Source organism: Stenotrophomonas sp. SORGH_AS_0321 (assembly GCF_031453215.1).
Lineage (GTDB): Bacteria > Pseudomonadota > Gammaproteobacteria > Xanthomonadales > Xanthomonadaceae > Stenotrophomonas > Stenotrophomonas chelatiphaga.
Genome location: NZ_JAVIZG010000001.1, coordinates 551,227 through 564,461 on the forward strand (window position 1 = coordinate 551,227; position 13,235 = coordinate 564,461).

Sequence of the window (13,235 nt, forward strand, 5' to 3'; positions counted from 1 at the left end):
GCCGCGCTGGTTCACCAGCGCAGCTTGCGCCTTGCGAGGGCGGCACCGAGTGTCTGCAGGACCTCCGCGGCCTGCGCCTGCGGCAGATAGCGCAGGCACAGCGCGACGTCGCCACGTGCACCGGCGGTATCCAGCCAGACGCTGCTGGTGCCCAGCAGCCGGTCCAGCGGTGAACGTGAAAGGCGCAGCGCCTGCAGCTTGTCCAGTTCCGCCCAGCGCCACCACCGACGCCACCAGCCGCCGCGCAGCGCGACGTGCTGGCCGTCCAGGTGCCAGCCGATGCGCGCCATCTGCAGCCGCGCGGTCCACAGCGCGACCGGCAGCCAGGCCAGCACCAGCAGCCCGACGTAGCCCCAGCGCCAGATCAAGCCTGCCGCCAGCAGCGGGGTCAGCCACAGACTGGTGATGCACAACCGCCAGCTGCCGCGCAGCGGCACTGCCTGCCAGTGCGCGGGTGGCCACTGCACCTGTGGCAGCAGGTGGCGCACCAGCGCATCGCAGGCCTGCGGGGTGGCGAGCGGGGCCAGCTCGCGCAGTCCGCGCTGCTGGTTTTCATCATGGGTCTGGCTGGCAGCACTGTCGATGCGCAGCTGGCGCCGACCGGCCCAGCGCTGAAACAGGGTTTCACTGAGCGTCCAGGCCTGGATGCGGCGCAGCGCCACGCTGCTGCGCACCTTGCTCAGCAAGCCGCTGCTGACGGTCAGCCGCCGCTGCTGTTCGCTCAGTTCGAAGCCGTAGTAGCGCAGCAGGGCCAGCAGCACCGACAGCGCGCGCAGGGCCAGCCAGCCGACGATCAACACGGCCGCTGCCGCCAGCAGCAGGCCGCTGATCCCGGGCTGCAGGCCGCTGGCATAGCCGAAGGCCTGGCGCCCTCCCTGCTCCACGAACGCATCCATGCTGCGCCGGGGCACCACCTGCACCAACGCCGCCAGCGCCGCGGCCACCATCACCCAGCCGCGGTTGGACAGCAGGCCCAGTTTCACGACTTCGCCGGGCAGCATGCGCAGCAGCAGGTGGCGCTCGTCGGTTTCCGGCAGCGGGGGGGGCGTACCGGCATCGGTACGGCCAGCGTCCACCTGCGGCGCCGGGCCGCGGTGGCGGACGCGCTGTTCCAGCGCCAGTGCTTCATCCAGCCGCAGCACGCGCATTTCGGCTTCAGGACGGTTGCCACCGGCTGATTCCAGTCGCAGTTCGGCCACCCCGAACAGCCGGTGCAGCAGGTTCTGGTGCACCACCACGTTGTGGATGCGCGCGAACGGGATTTCGCGCCGGTTGCGTGCCAGTACGCCACTGCGGATGCTGATGCCGTCTTCGCCGATCCGGTAACGGTAGCTCAGGTACTGCAGGACCGAGGCCAGCACCAGCACCGCGATGACGATCAGCGGGCCCAGCTGGGCCCACAGCGGATCGCGGTCGCCGCGCTGGCCGAACACCAGCAGCGCTACCAGCGGCAGCAGGTATTGGCGCAGCTGCAGCAGGAGCACGAACAACCAGGACCACGGATGCAGCCGGCGCTCGTGGTCGGCGCTGGGCAGGGGCGGGAGTGCAGTACTCACAGGGCGTCGGCGTCCTGGTCCAGCTGGCGCGCGAGGGTGTCGCGCAGGTGCTCTGCGTCGGCTTCGTCCAGGCCGTCCAGCACCACCGCGCTGAAGCGGCTGCCGGCGGTGTGGACCACCAGCGTGGCCAGCCGCGCGCGGCGCTGCAGCGGCCCACGGCGGACATCCAGGTGCTGCACGCGCGAGGTCGGCACGCGGGTATCGCGCTGCCACCACAGGTCGCGGCGCAGGCCCAGCCCGGTCGCATCCAGCCGCCACCAGGTGCGGCGCATGCGCCGCCAGCCGATCCGCGCCCCCAGCAGGGCACCGGCCAGCAGCCAGGCGATGGCTACGGCAATGCCGCCCGGCAGGTCCAGCAGCCACCACGCCGCGGCGGCGGGCAGCCCGGGGAATACCGCACCGGCCGGCAGACCGCCGAGCGCGGCCAGGCGTGCCGCGCGCAGCGGCAGCAGCTGCCAGCCGTCGGGCGTGTCAGTGGGGGTCGAAAGTGAGGTCACGCAGGCTCCCGGTGCAGGCAATGGCGACAACGTTAGCAGGGCCGGGCCTGCGCCATGCTACTGGGCGGCCTGGATCAGTGCGTCCACGTCCAGCAGGTGCCCGGCGCGCTCGGCCTTGGTGCGCAGGTAGTGCTCGTTCTCGGTGGTGATGTCACCGGTCACCGGAATGCACTCGACCACGTCCATGCCCGCATTGCGCAGGCGCTGCGCCTTGGTCGGGTTGTTGCTGAGCAGCGCGATCCGCGCGATGCCCAGCCCGCGCAGCATCGCCACGGCGCTGCCATAGCGGCGTTCGTCGGCGCCGAAGCCGAGCTGCGCATCGGCATCGATGGTGTCCAGCCCGTCGTGCTGGTAACCGTATGCGCGCATCTTGGCGGCGATGCCGGTGCCACGGCCTTCCTGGTCCAGGTACAGCAGCACACCGCCGCCGAGTTCCTTGAGTTTGTGCAGGCCGCGCCGCAACTGGTCGCCGCAGTCACACTTCAGCGAGCCGAAGAGGTCGCCGGTCAGGCAGGACGAATGTACGCGCACCGGCACCACGGCGCTGAGGTCCGGTTGGCCGACGATGATCGCGACCTGGTCGCGCTGCGCCACGCCGCCGCGGAACACCGCGAAGGTGGTCATGCCGATGTCGCGCAACGGCACCGGCGAGCGCGCCACCAGTTCGTAATCGTGTGCGGCGTGGGCAGCGCCTTCGGCCAGGTCGCACAGTGCCACCTGGGCGGCCGCATCGAAGCGCGAATCGGCCGGATCCAGTGCCAGGCCCACCATTGCCGGCAGCAGCAGGCCGAGGCGTGCCAGCTCCACCGCACCCGCATCCAGCGCATCGCCGGCGCTGCAGCCTGCCGGCATCGGGCCGGGTTCGCGCAGGTAACCCAGCGAGGGCAGGGCGTCGAACTGCACCCCGCGCAACGGCAGGCGGACGCCGTGCGGCGCTTCCATGCCCAGCACGCGGGCACGGGTTTCGGTCAGGAACAGGTAATGGCGGCCGTCGGCCAAGCCGGCAAATGCATCGAAGCTGCGCGCCGTGGCGCTGTCCAGCGCGATCACCGCCAACCGCTGCTGCGCCTGCCCGGTGATCAGCACCGGGCGTCCGGATCGCAGCTCGGCGACCGCGCGTTCGCAACGGATCGCCGCCGGGTCACCGAACAGGGAGGAGAAGGCAGCAGGCATGGCAGGACCGGGCAGGGGGGCAACTCAGCGATAAATGGGGATTGCGGCGTCGGAATCAACCGTCAGTGCGGATGCCGGGCGGTCGCATAGGGGTTGGGTTCGTCCGCGTCCGGGCGCAGGGTATAGCGCTTGTAGGTCCACTGGTATTGCGCCGGGTCACGCCGTGCGATGCGCTCGACGCCGGCGTTCAGCGCGGCGGCGGCCACGTGCAGGTCCGGGTCGGCGACCGCCGGATCGGCAGCTTCCAGGTGCAGGGCGAACTGCATGTCCGGGCCGGTCCGTTCGCACCACCCGTACAGCACGGTGGCGCCGGTGCGCTCGGCCAGCCGGTTGACCAGGGTCATGGTCAGGGCGGGCATGCCGAAGAACGGCACGAACACGCCGTCGCCGGCCTTGGGCTGCTGGTCGGGCAGGATCCCGGTAGCGCCGCCATCCTTGAGCACCTTGAACAACTGGCGCACCGCAGGGCCTTCGGCGCGGACCTGGCGCACGCCGTCGCCGCCGCGCACGATCTGCAGGAAGGCATCGCCGGCCGGATCGTCCGGTGCCTTGTAGACGATGGCGATCTGCCCACGCGAGGCCAGCCACTGGTTCAACAGCTCCCAGTTGCCGAAGTGCGGGGCGGCCACGATCACGCCCCTGCCGGACGCCAGCGCGGCGTCGTACAGCGCCTCGCCGTGGCGTTCCTTCAGGTGCCCGCGCAGGTTGCTGGCGGGGGTTCGGGTCCACAGCCAGAGCGTTTCAACGGCCTGCAGGGCGGTCGAGCGCAGTACATCGCGGTGCATCCGCGCGCGCTGTGCGCTGTCCAGTTCCGGGTACGCCAGTTCCAGGTTGCGCCGGGTCACCCGGCTTTCCCGCGCGTTGCCGCGGATCCATGCCCAGGCCAGGGCGTGGGCGAAGCCGCGCAGGACCGGCCACGGCAGGCGGGTGAACAGGGTGGCGGCCCGGTAGGCCAGCCGGGCTTTGCGTTCCGGATTCATCCGGCCAAGTTTACCGTGGCCGCTGCTAAGGTGGCGGGCTGTCCCTGCTTGGAGCTCCGCATGCTTGTCCTGATCCAGCGCGTCAGCCAGGCCGCCGTGCATGTCGATGCGCACGCCGTGGGGCAGATCGGCCCGGGGCTGCTGGCCCTGGTCGGCATGGAGCCCGGCGACTCAGAGGCGCAGCTGCAGCGGATGGCCGATCGGCTGCTCGGCTACCGTGTATTCGCTGACGAGGCGGGAAAAATGAACCGGTCGCTTCGCGACACTGGGGGGGGCTTGCTGCTGGTCAGCCAGTTCACCCTGGTCGCAGACACCGCCTCGGGCATGCGTCCCAGCTTCACCAAGGCGGCGCCGCCGGCCGAGGCTGAACGCGGGTTCAACCGTTTTGTGGAGATATGTCGTGAAAAGCATGCCTACGGGGTGGAAACGGGACGCTTTGGCGCCCATATGGTCGTCAGCCTGGTCAACGACGGTCCCGTGACCTTCCTGCTCAGGCCCTGACCCCCCGGGACCACCGCCCGGGCAGGCCGGGCGAGGGGCTGGTATAATGCTACGTTCCCTTTTCCTACTCCAGCCGGTGGCGCGAGCATCCATGGCCAACGAACGTCCTGCCCAATCCGAAATCAAGCAACTGATCAGCAAGGGCCTGGAACAGGGCTACCTGACCTATGCCGAAGTCAACGATCACCTGCCCGACGACATGGTCGATCCGGAGCAGATCGAAGACATCATCGGCATGATCAACGGCATGGGCATTGATGTCCATGAAGTGGCCCCTGATGCTGAAACCCTGCTGCTCAATGATGGCAACACCGGCAACCGCGAGGTGGATGACACCGCCGCTGAAGAAGCCGCTGCCGCACTGACCGCACTCGACACCGAAGGTGGCCGCACCACCGACCCGGTGCGCATGTACATGCGCGAAATGGGTACCGTCGAACTGCTGACCCGCGAAGGCGAAATCGCCATCGCCAAGCGCATCGAAGAAGGCCTGGGCCAGGTCCAGGCCGCACTCGGCCTGTTCCCGGTGTCGGTCGAATCGCTGCTGTCCGATTACGAAGCGCACAAGGAAGGCAAAAAGCGCCTGGCCGAAGTGATCGTCGGCTTCAACGACCTGTCCGAAGAAGTGCCGGCCCCGGCCGTCGTCGAAGACACCAGCGATGACGCTGATGCCGATGAGGACGAGGACGAGGAAGAAGACGGCGACGACGCCGAGGAAGAAGCCGGCCCGACCGGTCCGGACCCGGAAGAAGTCGCCGCGCGCATGCAGGCGCTGGCCGATGCCTTCAACGCCTTCAAGAAGGCGGCCGCCAAGGGCGATGGCAAAAACCTGCTGAAGCTCCGCGAGGAGATGTCGGCGGTGTTCGTCACCCTGAAGCTGCCGCTGCCGCTGACCGACGTGCTGACCAAGCAGCTGCGCGACACCATGGCCGGCATCAAGTCGCATGAGCGTCGCGTGCTGAACCTGGCCACGGTCACCGCACGCATGCCGCGCAAGGACTTCATCCGTTCGTGGGAAGGCAACCAGACCAACCTCGAGTGGGTGGAAGACGCACTGAAGCGCAAGCAGAAGTGGTCCTCGGCCCTGCGTGACGTCAAGGACCAGATCATCTCCGAACAGCAGGCCACGATCGATATCGAAAAGGGCACCCTGCTGAGCCTGGATGACCTGAAGGAAATCAGCCGTGCGATGGCCTACGGCGAAGCACGTGCGCGCAAGGCAAAGAAGGAAATGGTCGAGGCCAACCTGCGCCTGGTCATCTCCATCGCCAAGAAGTACACCAACCGCGGCCTGCAGTTCCTCGACCTGATCCAGGAAGGCAACATCGGCCTGATGAAGGCCGTGGACAAGTTCGAATACCGCCGCGGTTACAAGTTCTCCACGTATGCCACCTGGTGGATCCGCCAGGCCATCACCCGTTCGATCGCCGACCAGGCGCGCACCATCCGTATCCCGGTGCACATGATCGAAACGATCAACAAGTTGAACCGCATTTCCCGCCAGATGCTCCAGCAGTACGGCCGCGAGGCCACGCCGGAGGAGCTGGCCAAGGAAATGGACATGCCGGAAGACAAGATCCGCAAGGTGATGAAGATCGCCAAGGAGCCGATCTCGATGGAAACCCCGATCGGCGACGACGAGGATTCCCATCTGGGCGACTTCATCGAGGACACCAACGTGGAGTCCCCGATCGAGAACACCACCAACATCAACTTGTCTGAAACCGTGCGCGACGTGCTGGCCGGCCTCACCCCGAGGGAAGCCAAGGTGCTGCGCATGCGCTTCGGCATCGACATGAACACCGATCACACGCTGGAAGAAGTCGGCAAGCAGTTCGACGTCACCCGCGAGCGCATCCGTCAGATCGAAGCGAAGGCGCTGCGCAAGCTGCGTCACCCGAGCCGTTCCGAGCAGCTGCGCAGCTTCCTGGATATCGACTGATCTTTGTCGGTGCCTGAAGTCGTTTGAAGAACCCCGCTCCGGCGGGGTTTTTTGTTGATCATGATTCTATTTATGTAACAGATTACGTAACATCAGCAGCCCTGAGTCCATTTGGAACAATGGCTTAGTCGTTCCTGGATGTGGGAATTACGTAACAAAGCATGTAACAATGAGCGCATGCCGACACGCCGGTCTCCTGACGTCCCGACGCTTCTAGCCCAATTGTCTACGGGCGAGCCGATCATGGCCGGTGAACTGGCCGGGCGCCTGGGGATCAATCGCATGGCATTGAGCCGGCTGGTCGCGCAGGCAGGCAGCCAGGTGATCCGGCTGGGTCGTACACGCGCTACCGCCTATGCGGCGCGGCAGAACACCGCCGCCGGCAGCCAATGGCCGCTCTACCGCCTGCGTGCCGATGCCACGCTGGAAGATCTGGGCCAACTGCACGCGCTCAGCGGCGGTGCGTTCCATTTCGAGGCGAACCGTCCGCGGCCGAACCTGCAGCGATCGCCGGACAGCAACGTGGATGCCTGCTTCCCTGGCCTGCCGTGGTTTCTTGACGATCAGCGTCCGCAGGGCTTCCTGGGCCGCAGTTTCGCCCACCGGCACGCGTCGGCGCTGGGTGTACCGGCTGACCTGAATCGCTGGCAGTTGGGTGATGTGCTGCTGGCGCTGGTCCATTCCGGTGGTACCGAAGCCGGCGACCTGCTGCTGGGAGGGGCGGCCTTACAGCACGCCCTCGCCGGCATCGACGAGCCACCGGACCGGGTCGCCGCCGATGACCGCCTCCGGCACTACCCGCAGCGCGCATTGGCTGCGGTGGAGGGCGAAGACATCGGGTCGTCCCCTGGCGGCGAGCAACCGAAGTTCACCGCGACCGTCGAGCACCCTGAAGGTCGTTGCGCGGTGCTGGTGAAGTTCGCCCAGCCCGCGGCAGGGGAGGCCGCAGAGCGCTGGTCGGATCTGCTGGCATGCGAGCATCTGGCGCTGGACACCCTGCGCGACGCCGGCGTCGAGGCGGCGCGCTCCTCGCTGCTGCAGTCCGACACCCACACCTTCCTGGAAGTAGAGCGTTTCGACCGAACCCCCGACCTGTTGGGACGCCGTGGCGTGGTGTCCCTGCTTGCCCTGTCAGCGGCCTTCACCGGCGAAGCGGCGGCGGACTGGGCCACGGCGGGGGAGCAGTTGCAGGCGCAGAGCTGGCTGAGCGCGGCCACGGTGCAGGCCATGGCACGGCTGCACGCGTTTGGCCGTCTGATCGGTAACACGGACACGCACCAGGGAAATATAGGCTTCCATCTGCAGGACGCCGGAGCACTGCCCTTGGCCCCCGCCTACGACATGCTGCCGATGTCGCTGGCGCCTTCGCGGACCGGCGTACTGCGTGCGGCGGCGCCCCTCGCACCGGTGGCGCCCACGGGCAACGGGGACCTGCTTCATCTGGCATGGGCGGCACCGTTGGCAGTACGCTTCTGGGAGCGGGTAGCGGCCTCGTCGGCCATCCGATCCGATGTGCTGAAAGGGCTGGCGGCGGAGAACGCAAAGCGGGTAGCGGTGATGGGGTACCGCTACGGTGGCTGAGCGCATTCAGCTTGTTCAGGTAGTGGCGGCAAATTTGCCTAAAACGTGTGCTCCACGTCACAGATCAGGGGTTAATCTGCACATGCCATCCATGACGGGTGCAGTCCACAGGGGGACTTCAATGTTGGCTCGCTTCACCGGTGACGAGGGTCGCCGCAACCTGCTGTACACGCTGTCCGAACAGAAACTGGTACGCGGCGACAAGGTACTCGCCGAAGCACTCGCCAGCAGCGTGACCTTGTTGGAGGCACAGACCGGTGCCGCCGTCATTCACCAGGGTGGAGTGGACAATGACGTCTACTTCATCGTGACCGGATCCTTCGACGTATTCGTCAATGGCAAGCGCGTCGCACGACGCCATGCCGGCGAGCACGTGGGAGAAATGGCCGCCGTGCAGCCGACGCAGATCCGCTCGGCCACCGTGGTCGCGGCAGAGCCGAGTGTCGTCGCGCGCGTCAGTGCGGCCCGCCTGGAAGACCTTGCCGAGCAGTTCCCGCAGATCCACCGCTACGTGGCGCAGGAGCTGGCGCGCAGGCTGTACCAGCGCAATGACCACATCGGCAGTGCCCGCGACCGCACCAAGGTGCTGGTGCTGGCCTCGCCACAGGCGACTGCGGCCGCGCAGGTGGTGCAGGAAACCTTGGCCTGCGAAGGCTTCACCGTGCGCCAGTGGCAGGACGGCCTGGCCCGCAGTGGAGGGTTGTCCGTGCAGCGTCTGCAGGAACTGGCGGCGGGCGTGGATTTCGCGGTGGTCATCTCCGGTGACGACAATGCACCGGCATCGGCCGATGCCTGGCCGGCCACGCGCGATGCGCTGCTGATGGAAACCGGCGTGCTGTTGGGCGTGCTCGGCAGCGACCGTACCGTGCTGCTGGAAGCGCGTGGCGAGCATGCCGGCGTGGAAGACCTGCCGGGCGTGGTCAACGTGGCGTGGCAGCCGGACCCCAGCGACGACCTTGAGGCGGTGCTCGCGTCCGCCTGCACCCGCCTGCGTCGTTACTTCGAGCGGCAGGGACCGTTCGCGGTGGCGTGACCGGTGGCAACGTGCCGGCCTTCGGTGGTCGGCACGTTGCGTGCACCGCAGGGTGACGCATGGGTGTCTGGAGTGCGGCTACCGCCTTGCATTAGACTGGGCGGCCGCAAGCGGGCCTATAGCTCAACGGTTAGAGCAGAGGACTCATAATCCTTTGGTTCCAGGTTCGAATCCTGGTGGGCCCACCATTTGAATCAGGCATTTAGGGTTTCCCTGAAGTGCCCGATAAGAGCTCAAAAAAAAATGGCCGAAAAAATCAGCGGCGTCGTGGAGGTTTCACGACGGGTAGAGCGTGGCCATAGCGCCCTGTCGTGATCGCCGACTGGTGCCCTGCCGCGTCCTGCTTGTCGCTGCGGTTGCCGACCGTATCGGTGACGCCGCGATGCTTGAGGCCATGTAGGGAAAAGCGATCCTGTTTCTCGATCACGCCCTCATGCATAGCCATGGTGATTAAGCGCTGCCACGAACTTTCCAAGGATGACTCGGCCATCGGGTTGCCGGTTTGCTCGACCAGCAGAACGCGATGCTCGGGCCGAAACGGCACGGCAAAGTTGCGCCCGTCATGATTCCAGATGGCGCTGCGGCTCGGTATCAGTTCGTCCCATGCGGCGGTCGTTGCATCCTCCCACTCAGTCACCGAGTCCCGTGAGCCCTTTCGGCGCTGATCATGAACACCTTCGTGCAGCTGGCGAGCGTCCGCCAAGGTGCAGGCCTCGATTCCGCGCAGTGGCTCACTATAGGCAAGCACCATAGCCGGGGATGTACGCGGCGCAGCCGCCCCTCGTATGCGACGGCCGAGCGCCGTGCTCGTGTGCGAACGCCAGGACCAAATAGAACGCGACAGGCATCGGAATACGTTGTCGCTTGGCTTCCTTGTCTGTTGGACACCGACGGCGGGGTCATGGGTGCACAGCCCGTTACGAACTCCCCATGCCGGCGTCCGGTGGAGGTAGCGGAATAGGTAATTTGCCTTGCTTCGCGTCGGCGATAGCGCGGGCTGGTGGCGGCCGGCGGGCCGGCCCATGGCGAACAGATCGACCAAGCACTGCGCCACTGAGGTCGTAACGCGATCCACATGCACGTCGTCGAAGCTGTTGCCAGCCCGACGGACACGAGGCGCCAGAACATCTGCGCTTCGATCGTGCGAAACTTCAAGTACACCGAGCACAGCAATGAGAGCGTGATCCGGGCTTTGTGCACGCGTGGTCAGTGGAACGAGGTTCGGCGATTCTCCAGTGCCCTCGAGCCGATGGTTGCCAAGGGTGACTTTGCCCGGTTGCCGGGCGGCGGTAAGCGGGTGATCCCAACCTACATGGACCAGTTCGTTAACTGAGTCCCGTTTGTTGGCGGCATGCTCAGGGCTATCGGGCCGCCCGAGACGCCATCCAGTCGGGCCAAGCGATCAATGCGCCCGTACGGAACGTGGAACCACTGCCCATCCTACGGGCCGGCACGGCCACTGCAGCTGACGAGCGGGCCCGCCGCTAGAGGGGAGGACTTCCTGGCCTGCCCGCCAGAACGCCCTGGCACACCAGTACCCGGCGACAAACCCGGCCAAGGCGGCAACCACGATGGCGCCCCACCACCAGCCGATCAGGAACAGCGGGGCCCCGATGAAGATGCATAGGGTCACGGCCGCGGTACTGCGGCCTGGATCGCTCTCACAAATCCAGATCAACGCCCGCTGCCACCGAGGGCGGTGGATGTCGGAATCGAATACCTGAGGGGGACGCTTCAGCACGGGATCACCTATGTTTCTCAGCGCATGTTGAGTCATCGGTCTGCAGGCAGCAAACATACGACCAGTCGTCAGATTGACCCTTTCCCTTCTTGGCGGCGGCATCCCATGCCAGGGCCCCGCACTGCTTCAACCCGATAGCGCTGCCTAGGTAGACCTCCTTCGACTCACTCTCGGCCTGATCTACATCGTAGTAGTAGACGTTGTAGGGCTGGCGCTCGAGCTGCTCGCAGGTAAACCGGGAGTATTCCTTGCAGGAGTCCTGGGAACACCCAGAGGCCAGTAGAGCGAGAAGGAGGGGGGCGATCAGAGCCTTCATGTCCAAGGCCCTGTGTACCGATGAGCCAGATTAGAGCCAGCGCACTCAAACGGCCCGCCGCGAGCCTGTAACAGCAAGCTTCTCAGTCTCATAACCCCTCCTTGAGTTGCCGAATCGTACCACTGAGAACGGCAGCCCCCTTCCATAGGAACCCAGTGCCCATGAGGCGAGCGAAGCAGGTCACCCCGGCAGTCAATGGACCCTCGGCGAGACTGGATGTGCCGGTCGAAGCCGGGGCAACCTTGGAGGAGAAGTCCGCCAAGTTCATCACCGAGGGCATCGCAAGCAATGCGTTCATCGCCATGCAGTTCCTGCAGCACTCCGGTATGGCCGGGGGCAACGAACTAAACGAGTTGGTGAAGTCGACGCGTATCGCCGTGGAAAATGCGGCCAAGGGTGGCACAGGCCAAGCCGACGCCCTTCTGATAAGCCAGGCCATTGCCTTGAACTCCGTCTTCCTCGAGATGAGCCGGCGAGCTGCATTGAACATGGGGGAGCATCTAGGGGCAATGGAGACGTACATGCGCCTGGCACTCAAAGCCCAGGCTCAGTGCCGGACGACGCTGGAAACGCTCGCCGAGATCCACAACCCCAAGTCTGTGGCCTTCGTGAAGCAGGCCAATATTGCCGGCGGCCATCAGCAGATCAACAACGGGACGGGCCTGGGCGAGGCCACCGCTGCGGACCCGACGCGCGAGCAAAACAATTTCGTGCAAATCAAACTATTGGAGGAAACCCCGAATGGCCAATGGCTGGACACCGGAACGACGCCGTCAGCAGTCGATGGCGATCCGCAGATGGCGCCCGTGGGAGCGCCCAACCGGACCGCAGACTGCCGGAGGAAAGGCCAAGGTGGCTAGGAACGCCTGGAAGGGTGGCGAACGGCCGCTGCTGCGCAATCTGGCCGCAATCCTCCGAGAGGTGGGCTGCTGATGGTTGACCATGCAGAAATGCTGCACCTCCCTGCAGCCGGGGTCGATCTCGATGGGATCGAACTGCTTGATCGCATGTGCATGGCTCAGGACTACCGGCCTGACGTGTACCGTCACTACGTGATCCTTGACAACCGATGCCCCGCGGGTACTGCTGCCAGTGACGCATGTGACTGCGGCCTGATAGCGGTCTTCGGATCAGACCGCGCCATGGTCATCGTAGATAGCCAGCATGTTGCTGAAGTCCATTCCCTCAACTAGCAGTCAGCTGGACAAAGCCGGCTTCCGGACTTATCCGTGCCCCGGACGGTGCGTCGGGGCGGTCTACGAGCAGTCATGGCACGTGATTTGAACCTGAAGCCTTGGGAGGCGTAGCGCAACCCAGCCGGAGGTTAGCGTCGTCGCGTGCCTCTTTGACGTCTACGTGGACTCTGCTCGCATCGAGCAGAAAGTTGTCGCGGTCTTTGCCGGCTTCCATGCTCGAATAGATCACAACTGCATAGTTGCCGTACCAAAAATCCAAATTTTCCAGTCGATCCTTCTCGTTATCTTCAATAAGCCTCTTCGCGATTTTAGGATCGTCTGGGATCATCAAAGTCGCCTTGACGGCGTCGACGTAGCTTTCCCGGATCGTCCCGGCCGCTACCAGTCTATCCAGTGCGCCTTGGGCGTCGCCCAAGGTGACCCCCTCCTCGCCTTGTACGCACTGAACCAAAAGCAGAGCCATCTGAGGAGACAGACCTTTGCTGGCGTTATTCATCCTTGTTCCTTTTATCCTTGGTCTATAGGTGTTTACGGCCGACCTCGAGTTGTCTTGAGCGCGTTCTACTTGCCAGCTCGCCTGGTCCGAAATCCGTCCGCATCCAGAGCGGACAACTGAGTTTTCGGACACCTCTACGCGCGCGGGGCCTAAGCGGTATAGGGAGTTATCAGGCCGTAAAAGGGTGCTGGTGACGTTGCCGGCACGTCACAGAGGGTGGGGC

At 65.5% G+C, this 13,235-nt stretch carries 14 protein-coding genes and 1 tRNA gene; 8 read left to right on the forward strand and 7 right to left on the reverse strand.

What is annotated here, in order from left to right:
- Positions 1–11: 11 nt before the first annotated feature.
- The 4 genes from QE373_RS02300 to QE373_RS02315 all read right to left on the reverse strand — a co-directional run bounded on the left by QE373_RS02300 (position 12) and on the right by QE373_RS02315 (position 4,206).
- The gene (locus tag QE373_RS02300) at positions 12–1,556 is read right to left on the reverse strand and encodes a PH domain-containing protein (RefSeq protein ID WP_309683173.1); all 1,545 of its coding nucleotides are present in this window, start codon (positions 1,554–1,556) and stop codon (positions 12–14) included.
- Positions 1,553–2,053, reverse strand: a complete 501-nt coding sequence (locus QE373_RS02305) for a PH domain-containing protein (protein WP_057507485.1) — start codon at positions 2,051–2,053, stop codon at positions 1,553–1,555. The genes QE373_RS02300 and QE373_RS02305 overlap by 4 nt, the downstream gene beginning before the upstream one ends.
- Before the next feature lie 57 nt (positions 2,054–2,110).
- Positions 2,111–3,226, reverse strand: a complete 1,116-nt coding sequence (gene ribA / locus QE373_RS02310) for a GTP cyclohydrolase II RibA (protein ID WP_309683178.1) — start codon at positions 3,224–3,226, stop codon at positions 2,111–2,113.
- Positions 3,227–3,288: 62 nt separating this feature from the next.
- Entirely contained in the window at positions 3,289–4,206 is a 918-nt protein-coding gene (locus QE373_RS02315; RefSeq protein ID WP_309683181.1) for a lauroyl acyltransferase, read from the reverse strand.
- A 60-nt stretch (positions 4,207–4,266) separates the two neighbouring features.
- On the opposite strand from QE373_RS02315, the gene dtd reads away from it, so the two are divergent.
- From dtd to QE373_RS02340, 5 genes are all read left to right on the forward strand, one after another.
- A complete protein-coding gene (dtd, locus tag QE373_RS02320; protein WP_309683184.1) occupies positions 4,267–4,707 on the forward strand; it encodes a D-aminoacyl-tRNA deacylase in 441 nt (146 codons plus the stop codon).
- A gap of 91 nt (positions 4,708–4,798) precedes the next feature.
- The gene (gene rpoD, locus QE373_RS02325; protein WP_042614468.1) at positions 4,799–6,649 is read left to right on the forward strand and encodes an RNA polymerase sigma factor RpoD; all 1,851 of its coding nucleotides are present in this window, start codon (positions 4,799–4,801) and stop codon (positions 6,647–6,649) included.
- A gap of 177 nt (positions 6,650–6,826) precedes the next feature.
- On the forward strand, positions 6,827–8,230 hold the full coding sequence (gene yjjJ / locus QE373_RS02330; RefSeq protein ID WP_309683188.1) for a type II toxin-antitoxin system HipA family toxin YjjJ: 1,404 nt from the start codon (positions 6,827–6,829) through the stop codon (positions 8,228–8,230).
- 121 nt (positions 8,231–8,351) lie between these two features.
- Positions 8,352–9,263 (forward strand): cyclic nucleotide-binding domain-containing protein, encoded by a 912-nt coding sequence (locus QE373_RS02335; RefSeq protein ID WP_309683190.1) that lies wholly within the window; start codon positions 8,352–8,354, stop codon positions 9,261–9,263.
- Between the two features lie 112 nt (positions 9,264–9,375).
- A tRNA-Ile gene (locus tag QE373_RS02340) sits at positions 9,376–9,451 on the forward strand.
- Positions 9,452–9,519: 68 nt separating this feature from the next.
- Here the strand turns inward: QE373_RS02340 and QE373_RS02345 are convergent.
- On the reverse strand, positions 9,520–10,014 hold the full coding sequence (locus tag QE373_RS02345; protein WP_309683192.1) for an integrase: 495 nt from the start codon (positions 10,012–10,014) through the stop codon (positions 9,520–9,522).
- A 324-nt stretch (positions 10,015–10,338) separates the two neighbouring features.
- On the opposite strand from QE373_RS02345, the gene QE373_RS02350 reads away from it, so the two are divergent.
- Positions 10,339–10,596, forward strand: a complete 258-nt coding sequence (locus QE373_RS02350; protein WP_309683195.1) for a hypothetical protein — start codon at positions 10,339–10,341, stop codon at positions 10,594–10,596.
- 412 nt (positions 10,597–11,008) lie between these two features.
- Here QE373_RS02350 and QE373_RS02355 read toward each other — a convergent pair whose 3' ends face one another.
- Positions 11,009–11,320, reverse strand: coding sequence for a hypothetical protein (locus QE373_RS02355; protein ID WP_309683198.1), 312 nt, complete (start codon positions 11,318–11,320; stop codon positions 11,009–11,011).
- Between the two features lie 161 nt (positions 11,321–11,481).
- Between QE373_RS02355 and QE373_RS02360 the strand changes: the two genes are divergently transcribed.
- Positions 11,482–12,180 (forward strand): hypothetical protein, encoded by a 699-nt coding sequence (locus QE373_RS02360; protein ID WP_309683201.1) that lies wholly within the window; start codon positions 11,482–11,484, stop codon positions 12,178–12,180.
- 72 nt (positions 12,181–12,252) lie between these two features.
- The gene (locus tag QE373_RS02365) at positions 12,253–12,513 is read left to right on the forward strand and encodes a hypothetical protein (protein WP_309683204.1); all 261 of its coding nucleotides are present in this window, start codon (positions 12,253–12,255) and stop codon (positions 12,511–12,513) included.
- 73 nt (positions 12,514–12,586) lie between these two features.
- Here the strand turns inward: QE373_RS02365 and QE373_RS02370 are convergent, their stop codons facing one another.
- Complete coding sequence (locus QE373_RS02370; RefSeq protein WP_309683207.1) at positions 12,587–13,012, reverse strand: hypothetical protein; 426 nt, start codon at positions 13,010–13,012, stop codon at positions 12,587–12,589.
- Between the last annotated feature and the right edge of the window lie 223 nt (positions 13,013–13,235).

Bases quoted from the DNA above. Each gene is read 5' to 3' on its own strand.
- ribA (WP_309683178.1), bottom strand. From the start codon at position 3,226: ATGCCTGCTGCCTTCTCCTCCCTGTTCGGTGACCCGGCGGCGATCCGT.
- QE373_RS02315 (WP_309683181.1), bottom strand. From the start codon at position 4,206: ATGAATCCGGAACGCAAAGCCCGGCTGGCCTACCGGGCCGCCACCCTG.
- dtd (WP_309683184.1), top strand. From the start codon at position 4,267: ATGCTTGTCCTGATCCAGCGCGTCAGCCAGGCCGCCGTGCATGTCGAT.
- rpoD (WP_042614468.1), top strand. From the start codon at position 4,799: ATGGCCAACGAACGTCCTGCCCAATCCGAAATCAAGCAACTGATCAGC.
- yjjJ (WP_309683188.1), top strand. From the start codon at position 6,827: ATGCCGACACGCCGGTCTCCTGACGTCCCGACGCTTCTAGCCCAATTG.
- QE373_RS02335 (WP_309683190.1), top strand. From the start codon at position 8,352: ATGTTGGCTCGCTTCACCGGTGACGAGGGTCGCCGCAACCTGCTGTAC.
- QE373_RS02345 (WP_309683192.1), bottom strand. From the start codon at position 10,014: ATGGTGCTTGCCTATAGTGAGCCACTGCGCGGAATCGAGGCCTGCACC.
- QE373_RS02350 (WP_309683195.1), top strand. From the start codon at position 10,339: ATGCACGTCGTCGAAGCTGTTGCCAGCCCGACGGACACGAGGCGCCAG.
- QE373_RS02355 (WP_309683198.1), bottom strand. From the start codon at position 11,320: ATGAAGGCTCTGATCGCCCCCCTCCTTCTCGCTCTACTGGCCTCTGGG.
- QE373_RS02360 (WP_309683201.1), top strand. From the start codon at position 11,482: ATGAGGCGAGCGAAGCAGGTCACCCCGGCAGTCAATGGACCCTCGGCG.
- QE373_RS02365 (WP_309683204.1), top strand. From the start codon at position 12,253: ATGGTTGACCATGCAGAAATGCTGCACCTCCCTGCAGCCGGGGTCGAT.
- QE373_RS02370 (WP_309683207.1), bottom strand. From the start codon at position 13,012: ATGAATAACGCCAGCAAAGGTCTGTCTCCTCAGATGGCTCTGCTTTTG.